The organism is Phytohabitans maris (assembly GCF_031085175.1).
Lineage (GTDB): Bacteria > Actinomycetota > Actinomycetes > Mycobacteriales > Micromonosporaceae > Phytohabitans > Phytohabitans maris.
This window is the reverse complement of the sequence record NZ_JAVHUY010000001.1, coordinates 240,253-255,274: the sequence shown is the minus strand read 5'-3', so window position 1 is coordinate 255,274 and position 15,022 is coordinate 240,253. Positions and strand designations below refer to the sequence as shown.

Below are 15,022 nucleotides of genomic sequence, written 5' to 3'. Positions count from 1 at the left end.
GTGTTTCTGGGACGGGGGTTTCGCGGCAGGGTACAGCGTGCCAGGTTTGACGCCGCCCGTGGTGGTTTCGCGGGCGTGTTGCTGATCGTGGGAAGGACGATGCAGCCGTGACACTCGCCGTCACCGGTGCCACCGGTCGCCTGGGCCGCCGCGTCGCCGAGCGGCTGTCCGCCTCGGGGACGCCCCAGCGCCTGGTGGTCCGCGATCCCGAGCGGGCGCCGAGCCTGCCCGGGGCCGAGGTGGTCCGCGCCGAGTACGCCGACGGCGCGGCCGCCCAGCGGGCCCTCGCGGGAGTGACCACGCTCTTCATGGTCTCCGGCGCCGAGGAGCCGGGCCGGGTCGAGACGCACCGCACGTTCGTCGACGCGGCGGTCGCGGCCGGCGTCCGGCACGTGGTGTACACGTCGTTCTTCGGCGCCGCCCCGGACGCCACGTTTACGCTGGCCCGCGACCACTGGGCCACCGAGCAGCACATCGCCGCCAGCGGGCTCGACGCCACGATCCTGCGCGACAACCTGTACATCGACTTCTTCCCGCTGATGGTCGGCGACGACGGCGTGCTGCGCGGGCCGGCCGGCGAGGGGCGGGTCGCCGCGGTCACCCAGGACGACATCGCCGACGCCGCGGTGGCCGTACTGCGCGAGCCGGCGGAGCACGTGAACGCCCGGTACGACCTCACCGGCCCGGCCGCGCTGACGCTGCGCGAGGTGGCCGCCACGATCACCGAGGTCACCGGGCGCCAGGTCAGCTACCAGGACGAGTCGCTCAACGAGGCGTACGCGTCACGCGCGGCGTACGGCGCGCCGGCCTGGCAGGTGGACGCCTGGGTCAGCACGTACACGGCGATCGCCGCCGGCGAGCTCGACGGCGTCACCACCGCGGTCGCCACATTGACCGGCCACCCCGCGACCAGCCTCGCCGAGCACCTGTCCGCGCTGCCCGCCGGCTGACCTCCGGCTGGCAGGCGTGCCACCGGTCGCCATGCGGAGTCGACGCTCACTGATCATCGACGGTCGTAGCAGCGGTTTAACATGCGGGGCAAACGCCGAGTGGGATGTGTCAGTACCATCAGGCCCATGCCTCGCCGCCCACCCCTCGCGGAAATCGACTCGACCCGGTCCCTGGATATTCCTACGGAGGGCGCCCCGACGAAGAAAACGTCGACCAAGCGCCGCCGCACAAAGCGCATCGCGCTCATCACGCTGCTGGTGCTGGCTCTGCTCGCCGGTGGCGGCCTGTTGGGGACCGGCCTTTACCTGCGGTCGGTCGAAGGCAGCATCGAGCGCGTCGAGGCGTTCAGCGACGTGCCTGAGGAATCACGTCCGCAGAAGGTGGCCGAGGACGCCGAAAACCTCCTGATCCTGGGTAGTGATTCACGTGACCCGGAAAACACCTCTGGTTCCCGTAGCGACACGATCATCCTGGCCCACCTGTCCAAGGGCCGGACGAGTGCCCAAATGATCTCGATACCGCGCGACACCTGGGTGCATGTTCCCGCCACAAAGGACGGCCAGCGCGGCAACCGCGACGCGAAGATCAACGCGGCGTTCGCCTGGGGTGGCTTTCCACTGATGGTGCAAACGGTGGAAAGCTTCACCGGCGTACGAATCGACCATTTGGTGATCATTGACTTCGCCGGCTTCCAGGAGATCGTCGACGCCCTGGGCGGAATCGACATCGAGGTGGATCAAAACTTCACCTCCATCCACGAGCCGTACCGGAAGTTCACCACGGGCCAGCACCACATGGACGGCGCGACCGCGCTGGACTACGCCCGCCAGCGCAAGCAGTTCGCCGATGGTGACTTCGCGCGGATCCGGCACCAGCAGCAGGTGATCAAGGCCATCCTGGACAAGGCCACATCCGGCGGCCTGCTCACAAATCCGGCAAAGCTCAACTCATTCCTAAAAGCGACAGCCAACGCCGTATCTGTCGACAAGACGCTCAACATCTTCGACACTGCGACCAACCTTCGCCATCTACGCAGCGAAAATCTCACATTCATCACTAGCCCGACAAAGGGCACGGGTCGGGTCGGTTCGGAGAGCGTTGTCTTTCCAGACAAGGAAAAGGCCAAGGTCTTCTACGACGCGGTGCGCCGCGACGCGGGTGCTGAAATCCTCAGCAACGCAAAATAGGAGCCGAGGGTGTCCTCTTGGCCATGGCGTACCAACATGTCCGGCCGTATCCTGCTGACGGCCGCTCGCGGTTCGCAGTCTGCTGCCAGGCTTCATCGGGGGACGTCATGAGCAGTTCGAGTGTTTCTGCCGTTGGTCACGAGGCCACGGTGGAGTTACCGATCGTCGGACCGCGTCACCGCGCACCGGCGGTGACGGCCGACGACCCGGCCGAGGGCGACGAAGACGACAGCAGTCTGGCCGTGGTCCCGCGCCAGCGCCCCGCGTCCGGGGAGCGGCCGCCGGCTGAGACGATCCGCTCGCGTCCGGCCGCGACCGCCGTCCTGCCGTACGTGGGGTCCGACGCGTCCAAGCGCACCCGGCCACTACGGGCCTGGATGATCACCGCACCGGTCGACCTGGCCGCGCTCCTGGCGCCGCTGCTGCTGACCAACCAGTACTGGCGGGGCACGCTCTTCGCGGCCGGGTTGACGATCCTCATTTTCGCCGCGGGCCGCCTCTACCATGCGCGGCGGCACGTGAGCATCCTGGACGAGCTTCCCAGCCTCTGCGGGCGGCTGCTGGCCTCGGCCGCCATCGTCGCGATCATCGCGGCGCTGCGTCACGAGTCCGTGGAGTACGTGGCCGGTTTCATGCGCGGCGTCGCCCTGTCCGCCGGGCTGGTGATCGTGGGCCGTGCCCTCACCAGGAGCTTCACCGTCCTGGCGCGCAAGCGGCGCTGGGTCGAGCACAACGCCATCGTGATCGGTTCCGGTCCCGTCGGCGTCGAGCTGGCCCGGCTGCTGCGCCGCTACCCGCAGTACGGTCTGCGCTTCGCCGGCTGGGTCGACACCGGCACCCGCGACGATCCCGAGGCGCCACCCCTGATCGGCACCCTGGACGACCTCGAAAAGACGATCACGATGGTCGAGGGCGACGTCCTCATCGTCGCCGACACCGAGTGCGCCGAGTCGACGCTGATGGAGATTCTGCGGCGACCCGGCTGCGCCACCTGCGACCTGTGGGTGGTGCCGCGGCTGTGGGGTTCGCACGCCCAGGGCCGGCTGCCCGATCACATCGGCGCGATCCCGGTGGTCCAGGCCCGCCACATGTCGCTGTCCGGCCCGCGCTGGGGGGCGAAGCGGGCGTCGGACATCGTGTTCGCGTCGATCGCACTGACCGTGCTCAGCCCGGTCTTTCTGCTGTGCGCCATCGCCACCTTCCTCGACGGAGGTCGCGGGATCTTCTTCAAGCAGGAGCGGATCGGTCGCTACGGCAAGCCGTTCCAGGTCATCAAGTTCCGCTCGATGCGGCCGCGCGACGACCACGAGTCGCAGACAAACTGGTCGATCGCCGACGACCAGCGGGTCAGCGCGATCGGCCGGTTCATGCGCCGCACCTCGCTGGACGAACTGCCCCAGCTGTGGAACATCCTGCGCGGCGACATGACCGTCGTCGGACCGCGCCCGGAACGCCCGTTCTTCGTCGAGAAGTTTTCGGCCGAGCACCCCGACTACGCGATGCGCCACCGGGTGCCGGTCGGGCTGACCGGACTCGCACAGGTCAGCGGCCTGCGCGGCGACACGCCCATCTCGGATCGGGCCCGGTTCGACAATTACTACATCGAAAACTGGTCACTCTGGCTGGACGCGAAGGTGCTGCTCCGCACGATCGCGGAGGTCTTCCGGGGCGGCGGGCGTTAGGCCCTGTCTCTGAAACAGGGCCTAACTCGGCGGGATCAGCGGCAGTATCTCCGCCTCGTACCCGTGCAGGTAACGCGCCGGCTCGGCGTCAAGCACGGCCGCGAGAGCGGTGCCGAAGATGTCACGGAAGTCCATCGTGGCCTTCAGGTCGCCATCGTCCAGATCGGACAGTGACGGCTGCTCGCCGTAGAAGCCACCGGCGACGCTCGGGCCCAGCACGAAGACCGGTCCGGCGGTGCCGTGGTCGGTGCCGTCCGAGGCGTTCGCCCGTACCCGCCGGCCGAACTCGCTGTAGACCACCACCATCACCCGCTGGCCGGCCTCCGTCCGCGCCATCCGGGTAGCGAAGCCGGAGAGTGCCTGATCGAGCTGCCGCAGCAGGCGCTCGTGTCCGGCCCGCTCCTCCGCGTGCGTGTCGAACCCGCCGAGGCTCACCGAGTACACCTGGGTGGGGACGCCCACCTCGATGCATTTGGCGATCAGGGACAGCTCCGCCGCCAGCGTGCTGGAGCCACCGGTGCCGGTGGCCGGCAGCTCCATGACGTCTTCGAGGCCGGGCGTACTGGCTGTCTGCTCGGCGTGCTTGACCAGCTGGTCCACCTTGATCAGGTCGGCGTACGCCGCCGCGGCGCGCGCCTGGGCCGGCGATTCCTCCGGCTGGCTCCGCCCGAGCTGGGCGAGCATGTCGGTGGTCAGGCCGTCGGGCAGCCGGAGGCCACCGGTGCTCACACACGCGCCGGTGCGCGTCTCGCCGGCGAGCAGCGGTGGGAGCACCGACTCGAAGCTCACCGCCGCCTCCGGGGCGGCGTTCGTGCCGTCCAGCCAGCGGCCAACCCAGCCCGTCTCGACGGGTCCGCTCGGCGATGCGCTCTGCCAGATGTCCATCGACCGGAAGTGGCTGCGATCCGGCTTGGGATAGCCGACGCCCAGGGCGATGGCGAGCCGCTTCTCGTCCCACAGCCGCTTCAGCCCGGGCATCATCGGGTTGAGCCCGAGGGCGCCGTCGAGCCGCAACACCTTCTCCGGCTGGTACGCCAGCTCGGGCCGAGCGGCGTAGTACCTCTGGTCGCCGTACGGGATGACCGTGTTGAGGCCGTCGTTGCCGCCGTACAGCGTGACGATGACGAGCTTGCCGGTCTTCGCGGTCTCCTCCTTGGGCGCCTTCGCCGCCGTGTCCAGCAGCTCGGCGATGCCCAAGCCGGCCGCGCCGGCCACGATGGCACCGCCACCGACGACTCCGGAGGCGAGCAGAAACTTGCGACGGGTCAACGCGTCCATCTCACGTCACCAGGTATTCCGGGCTGGCGAGCCCGAGGACCAGCAGGGTTGGCGTATCGGACACACCCTTCATCGCGGCATACGTTCGGTTGGTCCAGGTATCGACGGCGAGCAGGTTGGCGAGCGACTCGGGCGTCAGCCGGTCGGTGACCGCCTGCTTGGCGAATCGGTTGGCCAGGCCGAGCCGCACCTGCGCCGCCCCGGCGGTCAGCCACGCCGTGCCCGCCGGCCAACCGCCGACGCTGGGCGGCGCGAACGGCAGCTGTCCCAGCCGTTCGAGGCCGTCGATCACGAGCAGCAACGTGTCCGGGGGGAGGCTGCCCGGCCGCAGCCCGAGCTGGCGCATCGCCCCGACGAGCCACTCCACCGGCTGCTTGACCAGCTTGCCGCCGGTCGCCAGGAACGCCTCGTCGACGAGGAGCACGCGCAGCATCGCCATCGTGTCGGGGAACGCGGCGACCATCCGCTCCCGGGTGGCCTCCGGTATCGGTTCGGTCGCCGACGCGTACCGGAACCACAGCCGGGAGGCGAGGAAACGCGGGCACGCCTCCTGCGTCAGCAGGAAGTCGACCAGACCGTCGGTGTCGAAGTCGCGCGTCGTGCCGAGGATGGTCTTCCTGCCGCGATCGGCGGATGCGGGATGGAGGAACGACGTCGCGGCGTCGTAGTCCAGCCGCCAGCCGGTCAGCGCCCGGCCAGCCTCCTTGACGTCACGCTCGGTGTACGTGCCGATGCCGAGCATGAAGAGCTCCATCAGCTCGCGACCGAGGTTTTCGTTCGGCGCCGACCGGGTGTTGAGCTGCCCGTCGAGCCAGTAGATCAGCGCGGGATCGCGAACCATGCGGTGCGCCATCGCCGAGAAGTCGAACGTGCTGCGCAGCGTGCGGTGCTGCCGCAGCATCAACTTTGGACGGATCACCTTGCGCACCGACGTCGCCCAGTGCCCGTGCCAGAAGAACACGAACTTTTCGCGTGCCTGGTGGTCGGCCATGGTGAGGCGGTCCAGCCACCACTGGGTCAGCGTCTGCGTCTGCCGCCAGCGCTTGTCGGCCGCCACGGCCCGCTGCGCGGTGGTGGCATTCTTCGGCAGCATGGAGAACGGATCCGGTCCCAGGCTCGGGATGGGCGTGCTGGAGGCACCCACGTCCGGTCCGGTGGGCGCGGTCAGCGAGGCCACGGTCGCCTCGTAACCGGCGGCTCTGGCGGCGGCCAGCTCTGTGGAGATCGGACCGTAGCCGGCTCGCCGCAGCAGCAATGCGACGTCGTCGGCCATGTCAATCAATGTAGGGGACCGTGTTCGCTCGCGCGCCCAGGCCCCCATGATCTATTTCTCAAACATCGACGGCCGCGCTGCCCACGGCGGCGGCATACGCCACGTTCAGCTGCCGGGCCACCGCTGCCGAGCTGTGGTTGGCCACTGCCCACTCGCGACCGCTGTGGGCGAGCCGCTCGGCCTGCGCCGGCTGGCTGAGCAGGTCACTGACGGCCGAGACCCAGCCGGTGCCATCGTCCGCCACCCGCACGTGTACGCGGTCCTGTACCCCCGCACGGGCGGCCACGGTGGTGGTCGTCACGGTCGGCACGCCCGCCGACAGCGACTGGATGAGCTTCATCTGCACGCCGGTGCCGCGGAAGATGGGAGCGATGGCCACCGCGGACTGCCCGTAGTGCGGCTCGACACTCGGCGCGTTCGGGTAGAGCTCGATCCCGTTTCCCGCCTCGGCCAGCGCCTGCACCGACCGGGGCGGATCCGAGCCGACGATCCGGAGCCGCGCGTCGGGCACCAGGGCGCGGATGCCGTCCCAGCACTCGCGCACGAACCAGAGCAGGCCGCTCACATTCGCCTCGTACGAGAGCCGGCCGACGAAGAGCACCACCGGCTCGACCGGGCCGGGGTCCCGCTGGATCGGAAAGTCGCAGGGGCTCCGGACGACGTACGTGCTGGGCCGCTCCACACCGGTCAGCGACGGCGCCGACAGCATGAGGGGGACCCGCTTGGCGACCAGCTCGTCCTCGCGCGCCCGCATCCGGGCCGCCTCCACCCGGCCGAGCGCACGCCAGGCAGGGCTCGAGCTGGTGGCCGCGAGCTGTTCGTAGTACTCGCTGCGGAACTCGTCCAGGTCGACGATCACCGGCGTGCTCCCGCACTCCTCGACGAGGTGGACGGTGCGAAACACGTTGAGGTGCACCACATCCGGCCGCCACTCGTCGAGCTTCCTCCGCAGGGCGGTGGTCAGCGCCTTCGGGCTCGCGTACCCCTGCTGCAACGAGACGCCGGTGAGCAGCGCGCCGAGGCTGCGGGTCATCGAGCCCGCGCGGGTATTGGGCACGAGCGTCCGCTCCCCCACCGGAAGCTCGTCCGCGAGGCGGGCCTCCGCGTCGTGCTTCACCAGACTCAGGAAGTGGACGTCGTGCTCCTTGGCGAGCATCTGCAGGAACACGTGACTGCGCGGGCGGACCGGGGCCGGCACCCACGGCGTCACAAAGAGGATCTTCAAATCGGTAACCTCCTCAAGGCACCCGCGAGAACACGCTGGCCGCGCGTGCCGTGTTTGGAAAAGTAGACAGACATGCCCGACCGGTACAGCCGGCGCTTGCCGACCGCGGCCGTGCTCGTGCTCTCCTTGTGGTCGGCCACGCTCGAGCCGACCGAGGCGACACCCCAGCCGCGGTCGCGCAGCCGCCGGCAGATGTCGACGTCCTCGAAGTACAGGAAGTATCCGGGATCGAAGCCGCCGACGTCGTGAAACGCCCGCGCGCGTACGAGCATGCAGAATCCCGAGACCCACGACGCCGCGCGGGTCTCGCCGGAGGGCCCGACGTCGAGATACTCCAGCATCCGCAGCCGCGACCGGAGGAACGGCAGCCGTGGCAGCCAGCTCTTGACCCGCCGGGGCACCAGGTGGTCGACACGCAGCGCGGCGAGCCACTCCTTGGCCATGCTCGGCTCGGGGCCTGACGAGATCCCGTACGTGCCGTCGGGATACCGCATCAGCGGCGCCACCGCACCGAACCGCGCGTCGCTTCGCAAAGCCTCGACAAGCACCGCGTAGTCCTTGTCGGCGATGTGGCAGTCGGGGTTGAAGAGCAGGTACGCGTCGACATCCGGGACGCTCTCGACGGCGGCGTTGATGGCCGCTCCGAAGCCGACGTTCGGCAGCGTCAACACGTGCGGCGTGTACGACCGCGCGATCCGCACGCTGTCGTCAGTGGACGAGTTGTCGACCACCACGATGCGGTCGAGCGGCAACGCGTGCAACGAGCCCAGGCTCATCGGCAGGTCGCGCGAGGAGTTGTACGAGACGACGACGGCAGCGACTCTCACTGTCCACTCGCAATCGTGTAGGCGTCGAGGTAGGCGCGGACAGTGTTGTCCCACTGGAACATCTCGCCGACGTGTGCGCGCGCCCGGTGCCCGCGCCGGGCCGCCTCGTCCGGTGACTCCACCGCGACCCGGACCGCGGCGGCGATCTCCTCGGCCGTGTCGGCCACGAAAAGCGTCGAGGCGTCACCGCGAACCGACTCGGCCGGGCCGGGCGACGTGATGACCGGGCAGCCCAGCGCCATCGCGTGGACCACCTTCATCAACACGCCACCGCCCACGATGGACGGTACGACGACGGCGTGCGCGGCCATCATCTCGTCGCGGATCTCCGGCACCGCACCGGTCACCACGATCCGGCCGTCCGCCGCGCCGAGGGCGAGGATGTCCGCCGGCGGTTCCGCGCCCACGATCCGCAGCTCGGCGGTGGGCAGCACACGCCAGACGGCCGGCATCACGTCGCTGGCCAGATAGTGCGCCACCAGCGCGTTCGCGCGGCGCCACATGGCTCCGGCGAAGACCAGCCGGGGCCGCTCGGCACCGGCGGGTGGCTGCCAGGGCACGTCGGCGATCTCTATGCCCGGGCGGGCGACGAGCGTATTCGGGTTGTACGACGACGCGACCGCGTAGTCGGCGTCGGAGAGCGTCAGCACGGCGGCCGCGCGGCGGATCGCGGCCCGCTCGAAGCGGCGCGTCCGCACCAGTTCGGCGAGCCGGTACGGGCGTTCCAGCCCGGAAGAGGCCCGGTACGACTCGGCCATGACGTTTTCGGTGATGTCGTGCAGGCCGAGCACCGTATTGCGGTATCCGCCGAGCACCTCCGCGCACTGCAGGTACTCCCCGTGCACGACGTCCGGCTTGAGCCGATCGATCAGCTCGACGACGTCCGCGGTCGACTGCCGGGGCCATGCCTGCCGCAGCCACGCCGGCTTGGGCCCGAGCCGGTCCAGCGGGCTACTTCGCGGCGGCGCCGTCGGCCCCAACAGCGAATAGCTCAGGCCCGCCTGGTCGGCCTCGGCCGAGCGATGCTGCGGCGAGTAGACGAACAGGTCGGTTTTTTCGGCAAGTCGCGGTGTCAGCCGCACGATCGTGTCGGCTGCCGCGTGGAGGTGCTTGACGTTCGGCGCGAACGGCGTGAGGAGCAGGACCCGCATCAGCGCAGCCCCTTCATCGCCGACCCGACGAAGTCGTGTGCGATCCGCCCCTGGCCCGCGACCCGGGCCGCCGCCGCGCGAAACTCCTCAGTGGACTGCGCCGCCAGCATCGCGGTGCGGTGCAGGGTCGCGGCGTCGACGTCCGCTGGCACGACGAACCGCTCCAGCTTCAGGTCTACGAACGCGTCGAGCACCTTTCGCTCGTACGCGACGGCGACCGTGGGCACGCCGAGCGCCACCGCCATGACCGCGGCGTGCAGCCGCGTACCGATGACGAGCTGGTGCGTGGCCAGCCCGCCCAGCCACTCGTCGAGCGCATCGGCGAGCCGGCCCGTGCCGTCCAGCGGGTTGGGCGCCAGCTCCAGCACGTCCTGGAACGCCCGGTCGTAGATGTCGCGGTCGTCCTCGCCCTGCGCGCCCCGGCCGAACGCCATCGGCAGGAACGCGCCGGTCCACCCCTCGGAACGCAGCCGGTCCACGCAGCCGGTCAAGCTCGCCAGGAGCGTGCGCTCGGTCTCCGGGGCGAGCGGGCGCATCGACAGCGCGAAGCGCCGGCCCGGCCCGGCCGGTGGCACGTCGGGGAGCTTGAGGGCGTACGCCATGTCGCCGATCACCTGGGCCTTGCCGCCGAAGTGCGCGGCGCTGCGCTGGTCCCGTACGCCGACGGCGGCACACGCCGCGCCGAGCACCCGCAACAGCCGGCGACCGAACGGCGTGGCCCCTTCCCGTACGCCCGCACCGGCGACCACCACCGGCGTGCCGGCCACCTTCGCCATGCCGACGATCCTGGAGAAGAGCACAAGTGTGCCCGGCCAGGGCAGGTTTGGCGATCGCTCCTGAAACACCGTGCCGGGGCCGAGGAGCAGCACGTCGCAGTCGCGGATCGCCCGCTGCGCCGCGGCCTGCCGTTCACCCGCCCCGCGCGCCCGGATGGTCGGCATGTGCAGCGCGTCGACGGGGTGCAGGGCCGCGACCCGCTCGGGCGTAGGTGTGAAGACGACGAACGACGCGTCCTCCACGACGGACCGCACGCACGACATCAGCGTGTGCAGAAGGATTTCGTCACCCAGGTTGTCAGAACCGAACCAGCCGACAATGCCGACCCTCATGCGCTCTCCCCGATGGTCTGCGGAACGCGGCGCGAAGCCCGTCTCTGGTAAAGGAAACTGAGCGCGGCTGTCGCCACGAAGTAGCCGCCGGTGATGACGGCGACCGCGGTGGGCGACGCCAGCGCGGACAGTACGGACAGCAGGATCGCCGCGACGGCGACGTATCCCACCGAGGCGAGAACGGGCCGTACGAGCGCCCCGATCCGCACGAACCAGAGCAGCGAACCCGCCACGACCAGTTCGGTGAGGGCCGCCGCGCTGGCCGCCCCGTACGCCTCGAACCTCCGGTCGAGCAGCAGGTTGAGCCCGACGCTCGCGCAGATGCTCAGCACCAGCACGACCAGCCGGCTGGACGCCCTCCCGTGGGCGAGAAGGATCGCCGACAGGCCGAAGTTGGCGAACCGCAGCGCCAGGAAGAGCGTGAGGATCGACGCCAGGACCAGCGTCGTACGGCCCTCGCCGCCGAAGAGGATCGCCACGGCGATCGGCAGGCCGATGCCGATCAGCCCGGCCGCCGCCTGCCCCGCGATCCGGAAGAAGGTGAAGATGGTGAGCGGGTCGTCCGTCGACGGGGCGCCGGCACCGATACGCGGCGCCGCGTACGCGAGCGCGCCCACCCCCATCGAGGCCGCGACCTGGACCGCGGGGCCGATGATGGCGGCGGCCGAGACGTACTCGCCAACCTGGGTGGCGGTGACGAAGAGCGCGAGCACGGCGACGTCGCCGCGGAAGTAGACGAGCCCGAGCAGGTCGGTCGCGAAGTACGGCAGCGACCGTCGCGCGTGCCGTACGATGTCGAGCCGGCCCGGCGCGCGCACCGCCCGCCAGATGCCGACGAGCAGGAAAGCGGCGCCGGACCGGACGATCGCGGCCACCACGACGTACGCCGCGGCGTCGCCGAAGGCCAGCCCGTCGCCGAGCCAGGCGTCGGCCGCACACACGGCGACGAGCGCCAGACCCACGGAGGTATTGGTGAACGGCTCCACCCACGCCCGGTGGGTGCCCCGGACCAGCACCCACGCGGTCTCGTTCCACTGCTCGAGGACGCTCGCCAGGAAGAACAGGAAGAAGCCGAGCCGGATCGGCGCCGGAAGGGCCAGCAGCGACACGGGATAGGCCACCCCCGCGGCGAGCAGCAGGACCGCGAGCCGTCCACAGTGGATGCGGCCGACCTCCGGCGGCGACACCAGCCCGGCCGCCACGTCACGCGTGAGGTACGTGGGCAGGCCGATGGAGAGGGCCGCGGCGGTGAACGAGGCGGCGAGCGTGGCGAGGCCGTAATAGCCGACCGCCTCCGCGCCGGCGCCACGGGCGAGCAGCGCCATGACGACGAGGGTGGTCAGCCGGGCCAGGATCGTGGAGAGCCCGAGCAGCCCGGAGGAGACGGTCAGCGAGGAACGCTTGCGCTCCGGCGCGTTGACGTCAGTTGAGACCATCGCCCACCTGCCCTGAGCCGGTGCCCGCCCGCGCGCCGAAGTAGCCCAGCACGAGCGAGAAGATGAGGAAGTACGGACCCTGCATCAGGCCCCAACCGGTCATGGCGATCAGGCCGATGCCGGGCAGGGCGCTGACCACGACCCGGGCCGCCAGGTCCGAACCACGGGTGCGCCACGTGTAGTAGATCGCCCGCGCGGCCACGACGAGGAACGGCAGCCACAGGTAGAACGCGCCGGCTACGCCGACCTCCGCCGCGCTCAGCAGGAAGACGTTGTGCACCGGCACGCCGCCCGCGGTGAGCGGGTCCGTGGCACCGACCACGGCGACGTACCCGTTGGGCCCGACTCCCGCCCACGGGTGGGCCTCGATCGCGTGGAACGCGACCTTCGCGACGTGCCCTCGGGCGCCGCCGCTCGGATCGGCCGAGAAGCGCGCGATCAGCCACGGCAGCGACGCCGCACCGAGCGCGAGCGTGATGCCGATGACGACGAAGTGCCGGCGCTGCCACCGGCCCGCCGTGAGCTCCAGCAGCACGAAGATGACGATCATCGAGATGATGGCGACGAGCACGGACCGGCTCTGGGCCAGCGAAACCCCGACGAGGACAGCGCCGAGCGTCAGCCAGGCGGCCCATCGCTCCCAGGTGGTGCGCTGCGGCAGCATGAGCGCGCAGAGCCCGCAGAAGAAGAGCAGCTTTGCCAGCTCGCCCGGATGGCTGGTCAGGCCCGTGGCCCGGCCGAGCACGTCGAGCGCCTGCTGGCCGCCGATCCGGCGCAGTGGCAGGCCGATGCTCGCCAGGAGGATCGCCGCGAGCTGGATCCACGCCGCGATGGCGAAGGCCCACACCAGGAACGACCTCGCACGGTCCTGCGCCTCCCCCGCGACTCCGATGGCGAATGTGATCGCGCCGAGGGCGAGCTGGAGCAGGCCCGAGACGGTGCGCGCCGACGGGTCCCAGGCCGAAATCATGAATATGATCAGCCAGACGAGGAAAGGCGCCCACAATAACAATCCGGTCAGAAAGCCGCGAGTAGCGCGGATTGCCACCACCACACCCGCAACGACGATCGCCGCCGTGTACGTATGAAGGGTTGGTGACGGATTTGCTATCCCGGCATAGATGGCGCTTTCGGACGGAAGGATTGCCACCGGAACGAGCGCCAGCGCGGCGATCACAACACCCACGGCAAGCGGCACCCGCTGCCGCCGGTCGAGCAGTTCGGCCGCGAGTGATCGACCCTTCATCAGCAGTGAAGGATCCCGCTCACCGTCGCTGGAGCGCTCGGCCACGGGGGGACCGCCTGCTGTGCCGGTAAACATGCCGATCTCCGTGTGTTTCACCGAAGTAAACGCGACCCGCTGCCGCGTGCGAGATTGCATGTACCGAGCTGGGGTGGTCGGTCGCTCGCGCGCACATCATAGATCGGATCAGAACTTCGTCTGGTCCCGGACGCCGTTCGCGACGCGACGCAGGTCGTTGAGCCAATCGGACGGGCTGGTCATGCGAAACACGAGCTGGCGGTCGATCGCACCCTCGGGTGTGCTGCGCCAGAAGGCGACAATCACAAGGCCATAACGCGTGCCGCCGTCGAGCTTGACCGTCTCGGCCAGCACGGCGTACTCGCCGGCGAAACGCCATTGCAGCCCCCACGCCTCCTCGGCCTTGCGCATGTCGACCTGCCGCTGGTCGTCGCACGGCTGCGGGCAGTCGCGGACGATCAGTTCGCCGCCGATCTCCACTCCGACGCTCGGCTTGGCACCGCAGTTGTACTTGACGAACCCTTCCGCCTGGCCGCCCGGGGTACATTCCCAGTTGGCCGGCAGGGTGAGCTTGAAGCCTAGGCCGTCGAGGTCGTGCGTGGCCACCTGGGCACCTTTGGCATAGACCGGCCACACCGGCCAGTCTCCGACCCGCGGCGGCTCCAGGCCCGGTTGCAGGGGCGAGACGGTCGGCAGCGGTGCCGCCGACGTCGCGGTCGGGAGCGTGCGCGGTTCCTCCTTCTCGTTTCCGAGCGCCTGCCACGCGACGAAGCCGCCACCGCCAAGCAGCACGATCACGACCAGCGCGACGGCGCCAACGATCAGCCCGGTGCGCCGCTTCGGGCTGGCGGCAGGACCCGGATAGTACGGGTCGTACGGCGCGGGCCCAGCCGGAGGGATCGGCCCTGAACTGGGCGAATGCGGCGCCGGCGAGAACGGCATCGGCGAGTGCGGCGTGGCCGACACCGGAATCGGAGACCCCGACACCGGCATGGGAGATGCCGACACCGGCTGGATGGGCGGGTACTGCGACTGCGGCGGGGACACGGGCTGTGGAGGCAGGGCTGCCGGACTCTCCACGGTCCAGGGGCCCGGCGGCGCCGAGGACGGCGCCGTGGGCTGCGTCGCTTCCAGGTCCGCCGGCGCGTGGTCCGCGCCCGGTGCCGGCGCCGGCGCGTTGTCGGCGACGGGAGCCGTCGGCGGATCCGGCACGGCCGCTCCGGGCTGCTGCAGCAGGTCCGCGTACGGCTCCGCGGCCGCGGGCGTCTCGTTCACCGGCGGCAGCGCGTACTCCACGTCGGGCGGGACCAGCTGGTACTCCATCCCCAGTGCCTGGAAGACCTGCTCCGCCCCCATGAAGCCGTCAACCGCATAAGCCACAAAGGGCGCCGAAGCGGAAAAGTCGGCGTAGAGGAAGGGCGGCCTGCCCTCCCGGCTGAGCAGGTTGGCCGCCTCCGCGAACGCCTCGCGCCAGCGCTGGTCCGCGGCTACCGACGCGTCGAGCACCGCCACCGTCAGTGACCTGCCCTGGGCGTCCACGGCCGACCAGACATTGCCCACCTGACACGAGCCCAGCGTCTCGATCAGATGGAACGGACTGCCTGGCTGCATCCCAACCTCCCCGCGTTGCCTCCCTCGGGAT

General features: G+C 70.2%; 12 protein-coding genes. 3 read left to right on the top strand and 9 right to left on the bottom strand.

From position 1 onward, the window contains the following. Positions 1 to 107: 107 nt before the first annotated feature. From RB614_RS01150 to RB614_RS01140, 3 genes are all read left to right on the top strand, one after another. A complete protein-coding gene (locus tag RB614_RS01150) occupies positions 108 to 950 on the top strand; it encodes an SDR family oxidoreductase (RefSeq protein ID WP_308710395.1) in 843 nt (280 codons plus the stop codon). A gap of 126 nt (positions 951 to 1,076) precedes the next feature. After that, complete coding sequence (locus RB614_RS01145; RefSeq protein WP_308710394.1) at positions 1,077 to 2,138, top strand: LCP family protein; 1,062 nt, start codon at positions 1,077 to 1,079, stop codon at positions 2,136 to 2,138. Positions 2,139 to 2,287: 149 nt separating this feature from the next. After that, a complete protein-coding gene (locus RB614_RS01140; protein WP_428982889.1) occupies positions 2,288 to 3,820 on the top strand; it encodes a sugar transferase in 1,533 nt (510 codons plus the stop codon). Positions 3,821 to 3,841: 21 nt separating this feature from the next. Here RB614_RS01140 and RB614_RS01135 read toward each other — a convergent pair whose 3' ends face one another. The 9 genes from RB614_RS01135 to RB614_RS01095 form a co-directional block, all read right to left on the bottom strand. Next, entirely contained in the window at positions 3,842 to 5,098 is a 1,257-nt protein-coding gene (locus tag RB614_RS01135; protein WP_308710393.1) for a DUF1501 domain-containing protein, read from the bottom strand. 1 nt (position 5,099) lies between these two features. After that, a complete protein-coding gene (locus tag RB614_RS01130) occupies positions 5,100 to 6,371 on the bottom strand; it encodes a DUF1800 domain-containing protein (protein WP_308710392.1) in 1,272 nt (423 codons plus the stop codon). 58 nt (positions 6,372 to 6,429) lie between these two features. After that, positions 6,430 to 7,596 (bottom strand): glycosyltransferase, encoded by a 1,167-nt coding sequence (locus RB614_RS01125; RefSeq protein ID WP_308710391.1) that lies wholly within the window; start codon positions 7,594 to 7,596, stop codon positions 6,430 to 6,432. Then, entirely contained in the window at positions 7,593 to 8,423 is an 831-nt protein-coding gene (locus RB614_RS01120) for a glycosyltransferase family 2 protein (protein WP_308710390.1), read from the bottom strand. The genes RB614_RS01125 and RB614_RS01120 overlap by 4 nt, the downstream gene beginning before the upstream one ends. Continuing rightward, on the bottom strand, positions 8,420 to 9,574 hold the full coding sequence (locus RB614_RS01115; RefSeq protein WP_308710389.1) for a glycosyltransferase: 1,155 nt from the start codon (positions 9,572 to 9,574) through the stop codon (positions 8,420 to 8,422). The genes RB614_RS01120 and RB614_RS01115 overlap by 4 nt, the downstream gene beginning before the upstream one ends. Next, positions 9,574 to 10,683 (bottom strand): polysaccharide pyruvyl transferase family protein, encoded by a 1,110-nt coding sequence (locus tag RB614_RS01110; RefSeq protein WP_308710388.1) that lies wholly within the window; start codon positions 10,681 to 10,683, stop codon positions 9,574 to 9,576. Before RB614_RS01110 ends, RB614_RS01115 begins: the two co-directional genes overlap by 1 nt. Then, entirely contained in the window at positions 10,680 to 12,119 is a 1,440-nt protein-coding gene (locus RB614_RS01105; RefSeq protein ID WP_308710387.1) for a lipopolysaccharide biosynthesis protein, read from the bottom strand. Before RB614_RS01105 ends, RB614_RS01110 begins: the two co-directional genes overlap by 4 nt. Then, on the bottom strand, positions 12,106 to 13,461 hold the full coding sequence (locus RB614_RS01100; RefSeq protein WP_308710386.1) for an O-antigen ligase family protein: 1,356 nt from the start codon (positions 13,459 to 13,461) through the stop codon (positions 12,106 to 12,108). The genes RB614_RS01105 and RB614_RS01100 overlap by 14 nt, the downstream gene beginning before the upstream one ends. 87 nt (positions 13,462 to 13,548) lie before the next feature. After that, a complete protein-coding gene (locus RB614_RS01095; protein WP_308710385.1) occupies positions 13,549 to 14,991 on the bottom strand; it encodes a hypothetical protein in 1,443 nt (480 codons plus the stop codon). Positions 14,992 to 15,022: the final 31 nt, after the last annotated feature.